This window comes from Streptomyces sp. NRRL F-5135 (assembly GCF_000719775.1).
In the GTDB taxonomy this organism is placed as follows: domain Bacteria; phylum Actinomycetota; class Actinomycetes; order Streptomycetales; family Streptomycetaceae; genus Streptomyces; species Streptomyces hebeiensis.
Window position 1 is genome coordinate 478,851 of record NZ_JOHR01000007.1, and the last position, 16,366, is coordinate 495,216.

Below are 16,366 nucleotides of genomic sequence, written 5' to 3' on the forward strand. Positions count from 1 at the left end.
CACATCCCCTTGTCCGACCTCGAACCGAAACGAGGCACCCATGTCCGTCTCCACGACACCTCACCTCCGTACCGCCACCAGGACGACGAGCCCACTCCGGAGCCGGTCTGCCGTCCGAAGCCTGTTGGAGCCGCGCACTCTCACTCCAGCCGATCTGTCCATGGTGCTGCTCGTCACGGCGGAGCCCGCCCGCAGGCCCATGCCCACCGTGACGATCAAGCAGATCCCCGCCGTGGTGCGCGAGGCCGCAGCCCTCGGCGTCCCGTCCGTGAAGCTGTTCGCCGAGTCGGCCGAGCGTGACGCCACAGGGGAGATTTCCCTGGCTGCTGACTCGCTGATTGCCCGTGCTATCCACGCGGCCAAGGACACCGCGCCGTCCATTGCGGTCATGACCGAAACGTGTCTGTGCTCGTACACCACTGACGGAGTCTGCTACCTCGTCGGAACGCACGGTCGGCCGAACGTGGCGGCAACAGTGGACGTGACGGCTCGCCAGGCCGTCGCTCACGCCGAAGCCGGCGCCGACATCGTCGGCCCCGCGTCCATGCTGCTCGGTACTACAGGCGGCGTGCGACGCGCATTGGACGAGGCCGGACACGAAAGTGTCTCCGTCATGCCGCATGTGATCTTCTGGTCCGGCTTGTACGAAGGGTTCCGTCGCACGATGGGGGCCGTCCCGAAAGCGGGTACCAACCGAGAATTCCAAATCAATCCCGGCCGCGCCGATCAGTTCATCGACTCCGCTTTACATATGGAAGCGGACGGAGCGGACATGTTGTTGTTGGAACCCGCCATGTTCACCGCTGACGTGCTGACCACGCTGCGGAGCATGACTCGCGCGCCGCTCTTCCCGTTCTCCGTCTCCGGTGAGTACAGCACATTGACTCACATGGACGCCGATACGGGCCAGCGAGACGTTCGCCGCCTGATGGAACTCTTCACCATGCTCAAGCGTGCCGGGGCGAGCGCGAGCATGACCTACGCGGCGCTCGACATCGCTCGTCGGCTCAGCTGATCGCGAGAGTGGCCCGCACGGCGTCCAGAATTGAGTGCGCGCCTTGGTCGATCAGTTCTCCGGCCAAAGCGGCACCCAATTTTTCGGGCTCGCCAGGCGGGCCGACAAGCGTCCCTGAGACGCGCGCCGAGCCGTCCAGCGACGTCACTTGGCCGAACAGTGAGATCTTCCCGTCCGGCAGGGGCTCGGCGTAGGCACCCACAGGTACGCTGCACCCTCCGTGCAACTCCGCGAGGAGTGCCCGCTCCGCACGGACCTCCGCGTCAACCGAGTGGTCCCCCATGGTGGACAGCATTTCCCGGACATCCACCGCTGCCTCACGGACCTGGATCCCCAGCGCGCCCTGCCCCGGACTCGGCGGGAAGAGATCGAGAGGCAACAGCTCGCCGATTTCCTTTTCCAGGCCGAGTCTGCGAAGCCCCGCCGCCGCGAGAACGACCGCGTCAAGTCCCATGGTTTCCATCTTCTTGAGGCGGGGCGGGACATTGCCTCGAATCGGCACCACCTCGAGATCAGGGCGTACCGCCAGGAGCTGAGCGATTCTGCGCGGCGCGCCGGTCCCGACTCGTGCACCCTTTCGCAGTCCCGCCAGCGTCGATCCGCACAAGGCGTCCCGCACCTCCTCGCGGCCTGGCGGAGGCAACAGGATGAGACCCGGCGGATTCGACGTGGGGAGGTCTTTCAGCGAATGGACGACGGCGTCCACTTCGCCCCGCGCCAACGCCGCTTCCTGCTCACTACTGAACGCCGAACCGCCGTTGTCGGTGGACACCCTGGCCAGCGGTGACGTGCGGTCCTTGTCCCCGCCCTCCACAATCACCCGGTGTGTGAATGTGATGTCCGGGAAACACTCACGCAGAGGGGCGAGAAAGCCACGCACTTGAGCCTTGGCAAGGTTGCTGGCGCGTGAGCCGACACGGATATTGTTCACGGCGACTGGACAACTCCCCGAGTAGGCCTGGCAGAGTGCCACCAGAATATGTGTCATAACCACGGGGACATGCAGACACCAGGTCGGAATCAAAGGACCGGCAACGTGTGGCGGTCCTCCCCCGGTTACGGCCGCCCCGTGCTGTCGCGGACCACCAGCCTCGTACCGAGTTCGATCCGCGTGTCCGCCTGGTCCGGACGGCTCGGCTGCGCGGCGCGGTCGGCGCCCGCGCCGTCGCTGCGGGCCGTACGGGCCGCGGGGCCCGGGCGGCCGGACTTCCGTAGCCGCAGCAGCATCCGCGCGGCCTCCTCCGCCATCTCCACCAGCGGCTGGTGGACGGTGGTCAGCGCCGGGCTCGACCACCGGGCCGGCGGGATGTCGTCGTACCCCACGACCGACAGGTCCTCGGGGATGCGCAGCCCCAGCACCCGCGCCGCCTCCAGCACACCGAGCGCCTGGAGATCGCTGCCCGCGAAGACAGCGGTGGGGCGGTCGGGCCGCTGGAGGAGTTCCTTCGCGTGCGCGTGGCCGGACTCGACGTGGAAGTCGCCGTACCGCACCAGCTCCGGATCGACCGCGATCCCGGCCATGCTCATGGCCGAGCGGAAACCGTCCAGGCGCGCCAGCGAGCACAGCATGTCCTGGGGGCCGGTGATGACGGCGATCCGGCGGTGTCCGAGCTCGGTGAGGTGCCGGGTGGCGGCGAGCCCGCCGGCCCAGTTGGCCGATCCCACGGACGGCACGTCCGGCTCCGGATCGCCCGCCGGGTCGATGATGACGAAGGGGATGGCCCTCGACCAGAGCTTCTTCTTGAGGTCCTCGGGGAGGGTGGAGAAGACCAGCACGACCCCGAGCGGGCGGCGTCGCAGCGCGCCCTCCACCCAGTCGGCGCCCGGGGAGTGGCGAGTCCCGGTCTCGGTGAGCACGACGCTCACCCCGGTCTCCTTGGCGACGTTCTGGACCCCTCTGATCAGCTCCATCGCCCAGGCGCTCTCCAGCTCGTGGAAGACGATCTCGATCAGCGGCGCATCCGGAGCGGTGGGCGCCGAGCGCCGGTAGCCGTGCTCCTCCAGCAGCTCCTCCACTTTGCCCCGGGTGGGCGCCGATACATCGGGACGCCCGTTGAGGACCTTCGAAACTGTCGAAAGGGAGACTCCGGCTTGCGAGGCCACCTGGGCGAGGGTGACCCGGCCCGCACTCCTGTCATCACGCATGGACCGAAGGATATGCCACCAGATATGACCAGGGCCCTCGGTAACGGTTTGGTCGCGCGACGACGGGGCTGTTGACCACTCAGGAGCGGAGTCCTACGGTCACTCGACGGATACTTTCGGCAAAGCAACCGATACTTTCGAGAGGCCGATCGATGTCATTACGCGCACGATTTCCTCGATCCGTCGCCGGCGGCGTGGCCCTCGCCCTCGCCCTGGGTCTCGCGGCCTGCGGTGGTGGCGGCGGCTCCGCCGGTGGCGCCGCGGAGTTCCACGTACTCGTCTACGGCGACGCGGCGAACAAGGTCGAGAAGGAGATCGTCGCGACCTTCAACAAGACCTCCGACGTCAAGGCGGTGCTGGACACCGTTCCGGGCGCAGACTACCAGCAGAAGCTCCAGACCATCATCAACACCCCGCAGGCGCCGGACGTCTTCTTCAACTGGGGCGGCGGCAGCATCCAGCCCTTCGTCAAGGCCGGCCTGCTGCTGCCGCTCGACGAACTGGGCCCGGACGCCGCCGGGCTGGAGACCAAGTTCCTGCCGTCGGTCTTCGACACGGCGGCGGTCGACGGCAAGGCGTACGGCGTCCCCATGCGCGGCACCCAGCCGGTCCTGCTCTTCCACCACCGGAAGGTGCTCGCGGACGCGGGCGTACAGCCGCCGAGGACCTGGGACGAACTGCTCGCCGCGGTGAAGAAGCTGAAGGCCGAGGGGATCACCCCGATCGCGCTCGGCGGCGGCGACCAGTGGCCGACCCTGATGTGGTTCGAGTACCTGTACGACCGGATCGCGGGGCCGGAACTGCTCAAGAAGGCACTGGCGGGCGACAAGAGCGTGTGGGAGAGCGCCGACAGCCGGAAGGCGCTGAGCATGCTGAAGCAGTTGGTGGACGCGGGGGCGTTCGGCACCAACTACGACTCCGTCAAGTTCACCGACGGCGGGTCACCCGCGCTGCTGGCGAGCGGCAAGGCCGCCTTCGAGCTGATGGGTTCCTGGGAGTTCTCGACGCAGCAGGACGCGAACCCGGACTTCGCCACGAAGGACCTGGGCTACAGCGCCTTCCCCACCGTGGCGGGCGGCAAGGGCGACCCCGCCGCCGTCGTCGGCAACACCAACAACTTCTACTCGGTGCTGAAGAAGACCAAGCACGCCGAGCACATAGCGAAGTTCCTGAAACTGATGTACTCGGACGACTTCGTCAAGGCCCAGCTGGCCATCGGCAACCTGCCCACCACGACGAACACCGAGAAGTTCCTGGCCTCGGCGGACAACGCGGAGTACCTGAAGTACCAGTTCGACATGGTCGACAGGGCTCCCTCGTTCCAGCTCTCGTGGGACCAGGCATATCTCCAGACCAACGCCACTCCGCTGCACCAGGCCGTACAGCAGTTCTTCAACGGACAGACCGACGCGGACGGCTTCATCAAGGCGATGCAGTCCTTGAGCACGTCCTGACGTCTCCCCTCGCAACGCCCGGGGCGGCCGATCGCCCATCGCCGCGCGGCCCATGCGAACGAACCGAGAGCTGGGAGTGACACCCGAGATGGTTACCCTCGCCGCCCCGGCGAAGAGCGACCGGCGCCGCCCGCCGCCCCCGGGCACCGGCCCGGCCGACCGCGCGGTCGCCCGCCCCGGCCTCGGCTGGGCGCTGCCCGCCACCCTCTTCTTCGCCCTGTTCGCGATCGTCCCGCTGCTGCTGGTCGCCGTCCTGTCCTTCGCCAGTTGGGGCGGCATCGGCGCACCGGAGTTCGTGGGCCTCGACAACTGGGTCACCCTGCTCCACGACCCGGTGATGATCAAGAGCCTGTGGCTGAGCGTGCTGCTCACCGCGCTCGGGGTGGTGACCCAGACGCCGCTGAGCATCCTGCTCGGCGTCTGGGCGGCCGGACCGCAGCGCAACCGCGCTGTCCTGTCCGCGATCTTCTTCGTACCGCTGCTGCTGTCCGCCACCGCCGTGTCCGTGCTGTGGCGGGCGCTGCTCGATCCCAATTTCGGGGTGCCGGCGCAGGCTCGCTGGCTCTTCGGGGACGGCAATCTGCTGGGCTCGCGCACCGGCGCGATCGCCGTCCTCGTACTGGTCGGAACCTGGCAGTTCACGCCGCTGCACACACTGATCTACCAGGGCGCGACCCGTGCCATTCCCGAGGTCCTCTACCAGGCGGCGGCCATCGACGGCGCCGGGACCGTACGGCAGTTCTTCCACATCACACTGCCGCAGCTGCGCAACTCGGTCATCACCTCGGTGATCCTGATGGTGGTCGGAGGGCTGACGACCTTCGACACCGTACTGATCCTGACGCAGGGCGGACCGGGTACGGAGACCACGATCAGCGCCTTCTACATGTACCAAAAGGCCTTCAAGAGCTTCGACTTCGGCGCCGGCGCGGCGATCGCGCTGCTGCTGGTGATCGTGGCGACGATGATCTCGCTGATCGTCGTGCGGCTGTCCGGTTACGACAGGATGGCGAGCCCGAAGGAGGGCCTGTGACCGGCGCGTACGCCCGGCGCCATCGCCCGGCCCCCCGTCGCCACCGGCCCAACTACCTCGCGGCGCTGGGCGCGCTGCTGTGGCTGTGCCTGGTCGCCCTCCCCCTCTACGTGATGCTCGGCGCGTCCCTGCGGACCCGCCCCGACTACAGCACGGGCGGCCCGCTGTCGTTCCCCGAGCACCTCACCCTCGCCAACTACGTGCGCGACTTCTCCAGCGGCTTCGGCCGCTACTTCCTCAACACCATGATCGTCACGACGAGCGTCGTGGTGATCGTGCTGGTCCTCGTACCGCCCCTCGCGTTCTCCATCGTGCGGGGGCGCGGGCCCGCCACCGGCCGCGTCTTCCGGCTCTTCCTGCTCGGTCTCGCCGTACCGGCCCAAGCGGTGATCGTCCCCATGTTCTACGTCATCAGCACGGCGGGCCTGTACGACAATCTCCTCGGCGTCATCCTGCCCACCGCCGCCTTCTGCCTGCCCGTCTGCGCACTCATCCTCACCGGCACGATGCGCGACATCACCGACGAACTCTTCGAGGCCATGGCCATCGACGGGGCGACCACCCGGCGGGTCTTCTTCCAGCTCGTGCTGCCGCTGTCCAGGGGCGGTGTCGCCACGATCGTGGTGTTCTCCTCGCTCCAGGCGTGGAACGGCTTCCTCTTCCCGCTCGTCCTGACCCAGTCCGAGGAGACGAAGGTACTCACGCTGGGGCTCTACAACTTCCAGACGCAGTACGGCATCGACATCCCCGCCCTGCTGGCGGCCGTGGTGCTGTCCGCGCTCCCTGTCCTGCTCGTCTACCTGTTCGCCCGTCGAGCCCTGGTCCAGGGGCTGATGGGCGTCGGAGGAAAGTGAACGACAACGTGACTGCCGAGACCCGCTCCGACGCCACCGCCTCGCGTCCCTCGGAGGACTCCCCCGACCCCCTGAACTCCTCGGACCTCCCGAACTCGGCGACCCCGCCGGACACGTCGAACTCCTCCGGTTCCCCGAACCCGCCGAACACCTCGGACTCCTCCGATTCGCCGGACTCCTCGAATCCCCCGGGCTCCCGCACGTGCGCGGAGCCCGGCCTCGTCCCCTCCGAGCGGCAGGCGCGACGAGCCGCCCGGGTCGAGTACCTGATCTCCGCCATGACCCTGGAGGAGAAGCTCGCCCAGCTCTACGGCCTGTGGGCCGGTGCCTCCGCGGAGGGCGCCGAAGTCGCGCCGCACCAGCACGACATGGACCGGCCGCCCGCCCTCGACGAACTGCTGCCGCACGGCCTCGGACAGCTCACCCGCCCGTTCGGCACGGTCCCGGTCGACCCGGCGCTGGGCGCGCTGTCCCTGTTGCGCACCCAGGAGCGCATCGTCGCCTCGAACCGTTTCGGCATCCCCGCCATGGCCCACGACGAGTGCCTGGCCGGCTTCACCGCCTGGGGCGCCACGACCTATCCCGTCCCGCTGTCGTGGGGCGCGTCGTTCGACCCCGGCCTCGTACGGGAGATGGCGCGCGCGATCGGCCGCGACATGCGGTCCGTGGGCCTGCACCAGGGACTCGCTCCCGTGCTCGACGTGGTGCGCGACGCCCGCTGGGGCCGGGTCGAGGAGACCATCGGCGAGGACCCCTACCTGGTCGGCACGGTCGCCACGGCCTATGTCCAGGGTCTGGAGTCCGCCGGGATCGTCGCGACCCTCAAACACTTCGCGGGGTACTCCGCCTCGCGCGCCGGGCGCAATCTGGCCCCGGTGAGCATGGGCCCCAGGGAGCGCGCCGACGTCGTTCTGCCGCCCTTCGAGATGGCCGTACGGGAGAGCGGCGTACGGTCCGTGATGCACTCGTACACCGACACCGACGGGCTGCCCTCCGCCGCGGACGAGGGTCTGCTGACCGGCCTGCTCCGGGACACCTGGGGCTTCGAGGGCACGGTGGTCGCCGACTACTTCGGCGTCGCCTTCCTCAAGACGCTGCACCGCGTGGCCGGTGACTGGGGCGAGGCCGCCACGGCGGCCCTCACGGCGGGAGTCGACGTCGAACTGCCGACGGTGAAGACGTACGGGCAGCCGCTGCGCGAGGCGGTCGCGGCGGGACGGCTGTCGGAGGAGACCGTGGACCGGGCGCTGCGCCGGGTTCTGACGCAGAAGGCGGAACTGGGGCTGCTGGACCCCGACTGGAGCCCGGTACCACCCGCCCTGGCCGAGGCCGCTCCGGCCGAGCCCGCCCCGGCCGGGACGCCGCGGAACGCGACGGGGCAGGAGACGGCGCGGCCGGAGACCGAACGGTCGGCCCCGGAACCGCGGGACCCGGCGCGACCGGAGCGAGAGCCACGGGACTCGGCGGGACTGGACGCGACGCGACTGCGCGGCACGATCAGCCTGGACGCGCCCGCGCACCGGGAGATCTCCCGGCGGCTGGCGGAACGGTCGGTGGTCCTGCTCCGCAACGACGGCACCCTCCCGCTGGGCCGCCCGGCCCGGATCGCGCTCGTCGGTCCGCAGGCCGAGACACCCACGGCCGTGCTGGGCTGCTATTCCTTCCCCGTGCACATCGGCGGCCTGCACCCGGACACCCCGGTGGGCATCCCGCTGCCCACGCTGCGGGAGGCACTCACGGCGGAGTTCCCCGACAGCGAGATCGTGACCGTGGCCGGTGCCGGGATCGACACCACCGACACGAGTGGTTTCGACGCGGCGGTACGCGCCGCCCGCGACGCGGACGTGGTGATCGCGGCGCTGGGCGACCGGGCGGGCATGTTCGGGCGCGGAACGAGCGGCGAGGGCTGCGACGCGGAGAGCCTCGCCCTGCCCGGCGTGCAGGGACCGCTGCTGGACGCCCTGCTCGGCACGGGGACGCCGGTGGTGGTGACACTGCTGGCGGGCCGGCCATACGTACTGGGCGCAGCGGCGGCGGGCGGGGCGACCGGGCCCGCGGCGGGCGCGGCGGCCGCGATCGTCCAGACCTTCTTCCCCGGTCAGGAGGGCACTCCGGCCGTGGCGGGGGTGCTGAGCGGCCGTATCGACCCCTCGGGCCGGCTCCCCGTGAGCATCCCCGTACTGCCCGGCGCCCAGCCGTCCACGTATCTCGCGCCGCCCCTGGGCCGGGCGAACGACGTGTCCACCATCGACCCGACTCCGGCCTTCGCCTTCGGTCACGGCCTGACGTACACCTCCTTCGCCTGGTCCGACCTGGAGACCGACGGCGGGCTCACCACCGGCACGGACGGCTCGGTGCGGCTGTCCTTCGCCGTCCGCAACACCGGGTCCCGGCCGGGCACCGAGGTGGTCCAGCTCTACCTGCACGACCCGGTGGCCTCGGTGGTCCAGCCGGTCCAGCGGCTGATCGGCTACGTACGGGTGCCCCTGGAGCCGGGCGAGCGGGTCACGGTGACGATCACCGTCCCCGCCGACCTGGCGTCCTTCACCGGTCGGGACGGCCGCCGGATCGTGGAACCCGGCGAGCTGGAGCTGCGCCTGGGCGCCTCCAGCACCGACATCCGCCTCACGGCCCGGGCCGCCCTGACGGGCCCGGTCCGGCACGTCGACCACACCCGCGCACTGCACGCCCGCCTCACCGTGTCGCCGCCCACCAACGTCCCCGGCCCCGCGGACCACACCACCGACCATCCCGCCACCGACCCACGAGCCGGCACGTGAGCCCCCTGGGCCACGGGAACGGAAGGGCTGAGCGGCCCGGCCCCGTGCGCGGGCTTTCACCTGCCTGTGGTCGCTCGTACTGCTCGGGTGCTCGTTCGGGTGCGCACCTCATGCGGGTCCCATCCCGGGTGTGCAGGCTTGACCTCGCGATCTGTCTCCTCGTGAGGGTGAGAGAACATGCCGACGTACGTCGCCTTACTGAGCTGGACCGATCAAGGGGTCCGAAACTACAAGGACACCGCTGAGCGCGCCGAGGCCTTCGGCTCAGCGGCACAAGGGCTCGGGGCCAGGCTCCTGAATATCTACTGGACCGTCGGCCCGTACGACCTCGTGGCCATTGTCGAGGCGCCTGACGACGAAACCGCCACGGCAGCACTCCTGCGACTGGGCGGGGTGGGCAACGTCCGTTCCACAACGCTGCGGGCCTTCGGCCGAGAGGAAATGGAGCACATCATCGCCAAGGCGGCCGGCTGACGACCACCCGGCGCAGGGCCAAGCGGCCACGCGCACAGCGGCCCCCGACCATGATCGGTCGGGGGCCTTCGTGCTGGTGGGCGCGGACGGTTTCGAACCGCCGACATCTGCTTTGTAAGAGCAGCGCTCTACCCCTGAGCTACGCACCCTCGGACGAGTCAACAGCGTACATGGCCCACGGGGCCGGGCCGCAAACCGATGGGGCAGGGGGATATTCGCACCCTGGAAAGAGTGGGTCGCCGGATCGGGGGCCGGGCCGCGGGTTCGTACGGTGGGGGCTCCTCGGGGTTTGCGTCGGAGGCTGCGGCACCGCCGATGTCTCCGAAGCGCTGGTCGAGAGGAAGTCGTTCGCCCTGAACGGGAAGACGCTGACGATGGCGTTCGCTGCCGGCCCGCGAACCGACCGGCCCGTGTGTTCGTCCTTACCTGGTGGGAGAATGGACCCCGGCCGAACAGGTCGGAGGCAGTGGACCATTCGGCCACACGAGGGCGAACAGGGCACGGGAGAGGGATGTGACGGCCATACACGCGCAGCCGCAGGCGAGAGCCAAGCCGAGTGCCGTCCGTGATGTCCTCGATGTCCTCACCCTGGCGCTGCTGCCGGTGCCGCTGATCGTGACCGTCGTCCCTCACGCCTTCGCCGGCGGGGGAACGAGGCGCTGGTTCGGTGGGCGTGGGGAAAATCGACGGGCCGAGGCGCAGGCGGCGAAGGATGCCGCGGCCGCGGCGTTCTACGAGCTGGACACGGCCCAGCGCGGGCTGCGGATCTCGATCGAGACGATCACGGCAGTGGACAGTTCCCCGGGGGCACGGCGCGCGGAGTCCGACTTCGCGGCGCTGGGCCGGCGGATCGACGAGGTGAGCCACCGCTACATCAGCGCCGTCGACGCCCATGACCTGGACCGGGACGACCTGGAACCGTCCACCGCGACCCGGGCCCGGAGCGAACTGGAGAAGGCCAAGGACGAGCTGAACCGGATCAAGAGCGAGCTGGACCGCTTCGAGCAAGGACTCGCTCCGCTGCTGGACAAGGCGGAGAACCAGCTGGCCCGCCTCGCGCCCGCGGTGGAACGGGCGAAACAGACGCTGCTGTCCGCGAGTAACGCACTCGATACGGCCCGCGCGGCCGGTCTGCGCGCGGACGATCTGGCCGCCCGGCTCGCGACGCTCGGTCCCGAGCTGACCAAACTCAACGAGGGCGCGGGCCGGCACGGCGTGGCCGAGACCCTCCAGCGCGCCGAGCGGGTGCAGCGCGATGCCGAATCCATACGGACCGAGGCCGAGGGGCTCCCCGAGCGCGCCCAGGAGATCGACCGGCGACTGGTGTCCCTGCGGACGCGGGCGCAGGCCCTCGCCAACCGGGCGGGCTCGGTGGAACCCGTTCTGAGCGAACTGCGCCGCCGCTTCACGGCGGCCTGCTGGCAGGACCTCCAGCAGGTCCCGGACCAGGCGGCGGCAAGCGTGCGGCAGGCGGAGGACAAGCTCAGGGAGGCCGGCTCGGCGCGCGAGGAACAGCGCTGGGCGGACGCGACGGCACTGCTCGGCACGGTCCGCGCCCTGCTGAACAGCACGGACGAGGCGGTCTCCGCCGCCGGTGACCGGCTGCGCCGACTCGATGACGTGGCGCAGGACCCGCGCCAGGAGATCGACCGCACCCGGTTCGCGATCCGGGACGCACAGCGGCTGGCCATGGCCGGGCGCACGACCCCGGAGCCCCGCCATGCCCGCCCCTTGGACGACGCCGTGGGCCGACTGGACCGCGCCGTGGCCGCGCTGGACGGCCGCCACCCCGACTACTGGCGCTTCCTGACGGAAACCGAGGCGGTGCGCACCACAGTGGCACGGGTGGTCGCGGAGATCCGCGAAGAACGCGGCTCCGGCTCCGGCTCCGGCTCCGGCTCCGGGCACCATCGCTGACGTATCCGCTGTCCCTGCCTTACCCCTTCCACTATCCAGCTTTTCCTAATTTGTCCCGGAGTCGCCCGGGGCGGATCCTGGATGCGTACCCGAGCACGTCGTGAGTACCTCGTGCCGGACACACGCATGTGATGCCAAAGGAGACCGCTCATGGCCGGCCAAGCGCTCCGTCGCCCGCACCGGCGGCACGTCAAGCTCGACGAACATCTCCCACTCGATCACCACCTCAATCAGGTCTACCGTGTCGGGGCCGGTGTGATGGGTCTGATCCTGACCGTCTTCGGCATCCTCGGGCTGATCGACAAAATCGGCTTCTTCGACACCGGAGGCGCCACGGTCGCGGGCCTGAACACCAACGGCGCGCTCAGCGTGTTGTCCATCTGCGTCGGTCTGATCCTCTTCGCCGGCATGGTCGTCGGCGGAAATATCGCCTCCACCCTGAACATGGTCATCGGCGTCCTCTTCATCGCCAGCGGGTTCGTCAATCTCGCCCTGCTGGAGACCAGTTACAACTTCCTGGCCTTCCATATCCAGAACGTGCTGTTCAGCTTTGTCGTGGGCGTCCTGCTGATGTTCTTCGGGATGTACGGCAGAGTCAGCGCCACCTTGCCGCACGACAACCCGTACTGGCGGGCTCGCCACCCGGAGGCGGCGGAACGCGAGCGGCGGTTGCGGGCGCGGGGCGGTCAGGGCCGCGTGGGAGTGGGCTGATCCGTGCGGCCCGCGGCCTTGCCGCGTCTCCGCACGGGCCGGATATTCTGGGCCCATGCCTCGATACGAGTACCGCTGCCGCTCCTGTGGTGACACCTTCGAGCTCAGCCGCCCGATGGCGGAGTCCTCGGACGCCGCCGCCTGCCCTGCGGGCCACGATGACACCGTGAAGCTGCTGTCCACCGTCGCCGTCGGCGGTACGGCCAAGGGCGCCGCGCCCGGACCCGCCGCGAGCGGCGGCGGTGGCGGGTGCTGCGGCGGCGGCTGCTGCGGCTGATCCCTCTCTCCTCGGCCCCTCCCTGGTGTCCGCCGCGCAGACGGCGAGCGGGCGTATGAACGCCTGCCTGCCACACGGCCAGGCGAGGAGAGAAGCAGCGCGACACCCGCGAGCGAGACGATACCGCCGGCAGCGGTGCCGGCCGGCGTTCGTGGCCTTGCTGGGCACACGGATGGTCAAGCGAGGGCGGGGGCGGCGGCGCGGATGAGGTTACGGAGGATCTGCTCCCCCGCGGCCACTCCCGTGGCCGCGACGGACTCGACGTGGGGTGCGTTCCAGCCCGCGTCGGCGAGTTCGCCGTGGCCGGGCCGCCAGGCACGGTCGGCCGCGAGGAGCAGGTCGGCGTCGAGGAGCGAGTCGCCGGCTGCGAGAGTGCGACCGGCACCGGTTCTGCGGGCGACCTCCCGCATCGCGGCACTCTTGGTGAGCGGGCGCGGTACGGCGTAGATCTTGCGCCCTTGCAGGGACACGGCCCAGCCGCGGGGCTCCGCCCACTCGGCGAGTTCCTTGACCCAGCCCTCGGGCAGCAGCGCCCGGTCGACCACCAGATAAGCGAAAAGGTCCTCGGCGATCCGTTCCTTGAGAAGCCAGGCGGGGTCGGCCGTGGCGAGCAGATGAGCGCGGATTTCGCCGAGCGGAGCGCATTCGTCGCCCAGCCTGCGCATCACCTGATCGTGCCAGGATCGGTCCGACACGCCGTTGACCAGCAGATGTCCGCCATTGGCACAGATCGCGTACGCGGGTGGCGGGCCGGGCAGCCGGACCCGGCCGTATTGCTCACGAGTGCGCGTGGTCGTCGGTACGAAGACGGCGTTCCGGGCCAGCAGGGCGAGCAGTCCCGCGGCCGTCTCGGTCAGATACGACAGCGGTCTGCTCTCGTACACCTCGACGCAGAGCAGGCGGGGAGCCTGGGCGTCCGGCATGGAGAGCTGGAGTGCCGCGGCCGAATAGATGAGGGTCCGATCGAGATCACTGGCGACCAGGACCGGTGGGTGGGGCGAGGAACGCGCGGGGTCGGGCGCCGAGCTGACCGGAGCCGCGTCCGCGGAAACGGAAGTCGGGGCCGCGTGAGCCGGGTCCACGGGAAAGGAGGGGGTGCTCACGAAGCGGTCACCGCCTTGCCGTCCGCTCCCGTCGCGCCCCGGGTGTACCGGGGATGGATCAGGCCGACGCAGGAGTACGGAAGGCCGTCCACCTCCTCGACGGGTACCCCGCGCTGCTGGGCCAGCAGCCGGACGTGGGCGAGGTCGGCCTCGGCGCCGCGCCGGGCGAGGATCTTCCAGGGGACCCGGCGGAGCAGGACCCGGGTGGTCTCCCCCACTCCCGGCTTGACCAGGTTCACATCGTGGATGCCGTACTGCCGGCTGATCCTCTCGACCGCTGCCCAGCCCTCCCAGGTGGGAGTGCGGTCGGCCTGGAGGAGTTCCTTGACGTCGGTGTCCACGGCCTCCGTGACCTCGGCGAAACGGGCCGCGACGGTGTCCAGGAAGTAGCCCGAGACGTCGGCGTCGGCGAGGTCCCGGTAGTGCTTCGCGCCATGGAAGTCCTGTGGGCCCACGAGGTCGGCCCGCAGGACGGTACGGGAGATCAGGCCGGAGACGGTCGAGTTGAGGCAGGCGGAGGGGATCAGGAAGTCGTCGCGAGTGCCATAGGTCCGTACACAGCCGCCCGGATCCGCGAGCACGGCGATCTCGGGGTTGAAGCCTTCGAACGCCGAGAGCGCCTGGCTCAGTTCCCTCGTGATGGCTCCCTTGCCGGTCCAGCCGTCGACGAAGACGACATCGGCGGGATCGTGGTGGGCGGCGAGCCAGCGCAGGGCGTTGGTGTCGATGCCCCGGCCGCGGACGATCGATATGGCGTAGTGCGGCAGGTCGAGGCCGTGCCGCCGTTGGGCCCAGCGGCGCATCAGGACGCCGACGGGGGTGCCGGCCCGGGCCAGTGACACCAGCACCGGGCGGGGCGGGCGTTCGGTCAGGACGATCTCGGTGACGGTGCCGACGGCGCGTGCGATACGGGCCGCGGACGTCTCCAGGGCGGAGGCGAAGAGCTGCTGGTACTGGGCATTGGGCTGGTATTCGACAGGAAGGGACTCCGCGTAGTGGGCACCACCGCTCTGGATGGCCTCCTCACGCTCCTCCGTGGGTGCTTCGAGCTCCACGTCGGACAGGTCCTGGAGGAGCCAGCCCACGTCATCGGGCGCGTAGGAGGAGAAGGCGGGGCCACGAAGGGGCTCGGGCAGCATGGAGGTTTCCTGCCGTTCGGGATCGTGCGATGAGCGGCTGTGCGAAGTCGGCGCCTCGTGCTCGGGGCCTGCGGGAGTGGGCAGATAGGAGGGCAGGACAGCGAGGAGTACCTGGGGTATGTGCTCGGCGAGCTGGGCCAGCAGGCCGCCGGGAGCGTGCAGCTCGGGGGAATCGGCCTCGGAGTCGACAACCGCGACGACGGCGTCGAAGCCCGCGCCCGCGACGTTGTACGCGTACCGGTCGCCGACGCCGTCACCGTCCGGGAAGGCCGCGGTGTCGTGGGCGGGGAAAACGAGCCGGCTGCGTATCGCGTATCCGGGGTCGTCCACGGCCAGCACGGGAGAGCGGGTGGTGGTGGAGTACCGCACCTCGGCCGCGCAGGAGCCTTCCAGGGCCTCGGCGATGCGCAGGGGCGCGTACATCAGCTCTTCGAAGCCGAGGACGAGAACGCGCCGGGCGTCGGTGAGGCGCTCGGCGAGTGCGGCGGCCATCCCCGGCAGCGCCGACTCCAGCCGGGCCCGGTGGGCGGGGGTGAAGCCGTGACGGCCGCCGTCCGGCAGGCCGACGGGCCAGTCGAGGACGGCGCGCGCCACGGTGCCGTCCACCGGTCGTCTGTCCGGCACTGTCCCGGCCGGCACCGCCGCCGGTGTGGTCGCCGTACCTGCCCCGTGTCCCGGTACACGGGTCCCGGGGATCGGAACGCCCGACGGACGGGTCTCGTGCTCCTCGACGAGTGCCCGGCCCTTGGCCAGGACGCCTTCCGGCAGCCGGACCGTACCGGTGACCAGGGTGACCAGGTCGATCCTGGCACCGATCTCGTCGGCGAACTCGGCGAGCCTGCCCTGGTCGGCCGCCGAGCGCAGGTCGGCCAGCGCGACGATCACGTACCGGGAGCGTGGGTAGCGCTCGTGGAGGGCGCTGATGGTGTTGAGGACGGTGTTGCCGGTGGAGAACTCGTCGTCGACGAGGACCAGCGGGCCCTCCCCGGCGAGCAGGCCCGGATCCTCCGGGAGCAGCAGATGGGAGGTGGCATGCGAATGCGACTCCTCGAAGCCGCCCGCCCGGGCCACGCCCGGGACGGGGCGGCGCGTCGAGTGCAGATACGGGGCGTCGCGCAACCCGTCCGCGACGGAGTGGCCGAGCCCGGTCGCGGTCTCCGCGTAACCGAGCACCACCGCCCGCGCCGCGTCGCGGCCGAGCAGCGCCCGTACCCGCTCGCCCAGTGCCACGCCCGTGCCATGGACGACACCGGGGCTCTGCGGCACATGCTTGCCCAGCACGTTCGAGACAAGGAGGTGGGCCCGTTTGGGGTTGCGTCGCAGTGCCAGGCCGAGCAGCTCGGGCAGTCGCTCGTCCCCGTCGAGTGTGACGCCCAGCCGCTCGGCGACCCATGTCCCGGACCACACCACGTCGGGGTTCTCTCTCTTGCTCGGGAGGACACCGGCATCCACCGGCGGTATGCC

The 16,366-nt window shown here is 70.2% G+C and carries 13 protein-coding genes and 1 tRNA gene; 9 read left to right on the forward strand and 5 right to left on the reverse strand.

The features are described 5' to 3' along the window. Positions 1 to 40 precede the first annotated feature (40 nt). Entirely contained in the window at positions 41 to 1,015 is a 975-nt protein-coding gene (locus tag IG02_RS36360) for a hypothetical protein (RefSeq protein WP_063756783.1), read from the forward strand. Here the strand turns inward: IG02_RS36360 and hemC are convergent. Both hemC and IG02_RS0114640 read right to left on the reverse strand, forming a co-directional pair. Next, entirely contained in the window at positions 1,008 to 1,946 is a 939-nt protein-coding gene (hemC, locus tag IG02_RS0114635) for a hydroxymethylbilane synthase (protein WP_030746656.1), read from the reverse strand. The two genes, IG02_RS36360 and hemC, sit on opposite strands and share 8 nt — an antisense overlap. Before the next feature lie 125 nt (positions 1,947 to 2,071). Then, a complete protein-coding gene (locus IG02_RS0114640; protein ID WP_078854471.1) occupies positions 2,072 to 3,160 on the reverse strand; it encodes a LacI family DNA-binding transcriptional regulator in 1,089 nt (362 codons plus the stop codon). A 152-nt stretch (positions 3,161 to 3,312) separates the two neighbouring features. Here IG02_RS0114640 and IG02_RS0114645 point away from each other — a divergent pair, with 152 nt between their 5' ends. The 5 genes from IG02_RS0114645 to IG02_RS0114670 all read left to right on the forward strand — a co-directional run bounded on the left by IG02_RS0114645 (position 3,313) and on the right by IG02_RS0114670 (position 9,755). Beyond that, positions 3,313 to 4,614, forward strand: a complete 1,302-nt coding sequence (locus IG02_RS0114645; protein WP_030746662.1) for an ABC transporter substrate-binding protein — start codon at positions 3,313 to 3,315, stop codon at positions 4,612 to 4,614. An 88-nt stretch (positions 4,615 to 4,702) separates the two neighbouring features. Continuing rightward, a complete protein-coding gene (locus IG02_RS0114650; protein ID WP_078854492.1) occupies positions 4,703 to 5,647 on the forward strand; it encodes a carbohydrate ABC transporter permease in 945 nt (314 codons plus the stop codon). Then, complete coding sequence (locus tag IG02_RS0114655; protein WP_051765010.1) at positions 5,644 to 6,501, forward strand: carbohydrate ABC transporter permease; 858 nt, start codon at positions 5,644 to 5,646, stop codon at positions 6,499 to 6,501. The genes IG02_RS0114650 and IG02_RS0114655 overlap by 4 nt, the downstream gene beginning before the upstream one ends. Positions 6,502 to 6,779: 278 nt before the next feature. Next, on the forward strand, positions 6,780 to 9,281 hold the full coding sequence (locus tag IG02_RS36365; RefSeq protein ID WP_078854493.1) for a glycoside hydrolase family 3 protein: 2,502 nt from the start codon (positions 6,780 to 6,782) through the stop codon (positions 9,279 to 9,281). Positions 9,282 to 9,458: 177 nt separating this feature from the next. Then, entirely contained in the window at positions 9,459 to 9,755 is a 297-nt protein-coding gene (locus IG02_RS0114670) for a GYD domain-containing protein (protein ID WP_030746672.1), read from the forward strand. 74 nt (positions 9,756 to 9,829) lie between these two features. Here the strand turns inward: IG02_RS0114670 and IG02_RS0114675 are convergent. Beyond that, positions 9,830 to 9,904: transfer RNA gene (locus IG02_RS0114675), tRNA-Val, on the reverse strand. 364 nt (positions 9,905 to 10,268) lie between these two features. Between IG02_RS0114675 and IG02_RS0114680 the strand changes: the two genes are divergently transcribed. The 3 genes from IG02_RS0114680 (at position 10,269) to IG02_RS0114690 (ending at position 12,660) form a co-directional block, all read left to right on the forward strand. Continuing rightward, positions 10,269 to 11,672, forward strand: a complete 1,404-nt coding sequence (locus IG02_RS0114680; protein ID WP_030746675.1) for a membrane protein — start codon at positions 10,269 to 10,271, stop codon at positions 11,670 to 11,672. Positions 11,673 to 11,822: 150 nt separating this feature from the next. Continuing rightward, on the forward strand, positions 11,823 to 12,383 hold the full coding sequence (locus IG02_RS0114685) for a DUF4383 domain-containing protein (protein ID WP_037802901.1): 561 nt from the start codon (positions 11,823 to 11,825) through the stop codon (positions 12,381 to 12,383). Between the two features lie 55 nt (positions 12,384 to 12,438). Further along, on the forward strand, positions 12,439 to 12,660 hold the full coding sequence (locus IG02_RS0114690; RefSeq protein ID WP_030746683.1) for an FmdB family zinc ribbon protein: 222 nt from the start codon (positions 12,439 to 12,441) through the stop codon (positions 12,658 to 12,660). Between the two features lie 176 nt (positions 12,661 to 12,836). On the opposite strand, the gene IG02_RS0114695 is transcribed toward IG02_RS0114690, so the two are convergent. Both IG02_RS0114695 and IG02_RS0114700 read right to left on the reverse strand, forming a co-directional pair. Then, on the reverse strand, positions 12,837 to 13,643 hold the full coding sequence (locus IG02_RS0114695) for a hypothetical protein (RefSeq protein ID WP_030746686.1): 807 nt from the start codon (positions 13,641 to 13,643) through the stop codon (positions 12,837 to 12,839). 116 nt (positions 13,644 to 13,759) lie between these two features. After that, the gene (locus IG02_RS0114700) at positions 13,760 to 16,354 is read right to left on the reverse strand and encodes a phosphoribosyltransferase (RefSeq protein ID WP_030746689.1); all 2,595 of its coding nucleotides are present in this window, start codon (positions 16,352 to 16,354) and stop codon (positions 13,760 to 13,762) included. Between the last annotated feature and the right edge of the window lie 12 nt (positions 16,355 to 16,366).

Coding starts and splice junctions, on each gene's coding strand:
- IG02_RS0114670 (WP_030746672.1), top strand. CDS start 9,459: ATGCCGACGTACGTCGCCTTACTGAGCTGGACCGATCAAGGGGTCCGA.
- IG02_RS0114685 (WP_037802901.1), top strand. CDS start 11,823: ATGGCCGGCCAAGCGCTCCGTCGCCCGCACCGGCGGCACGTCAAGCTC.
- IG02_RS36360 (WP_063756783.1), top strand. CDS start 41: ATGTCCGTCTCCACGACACCTCACCTCCGTACCGCCACCAGGACGACG.
- IG02_RS0114640 (WP_078854471.1), bottom strand. CDS start 3,160: ATGCGTGATGACAGGAGTGCGGGCCGGGTCACCCTCGCCCAGGTGGCC.
- IG02_RS0114650 (WP_078854492.1), top strand. CDS start 4,703: ATGGTTACCCTCGCCGCCCCGGCGAAGAGCGACCGGCGCCGCCCGCCG.
- IG02_RS0114690 (WP_030746683.1), top strand. CDS start 12,439: ATGCCTCGATACGAGTACCGCTGCCGCTCCTGTGGTGACACCTTCGAG.
- IG02_RS36365 (WP_078854493.1), top strand. CDS start 6,780: ATGACCCTGGAGGAGAAGCTCGCCCAGCTCTACGGCCTGTGGGCCGGT.
- IG02_RS0114645 (WP_030746662.1), top strand. CDS start 3,313: ATGTCATTACGCGCACGATTTCCTCGATCCGTCGCCGGCGGCGTGGCC.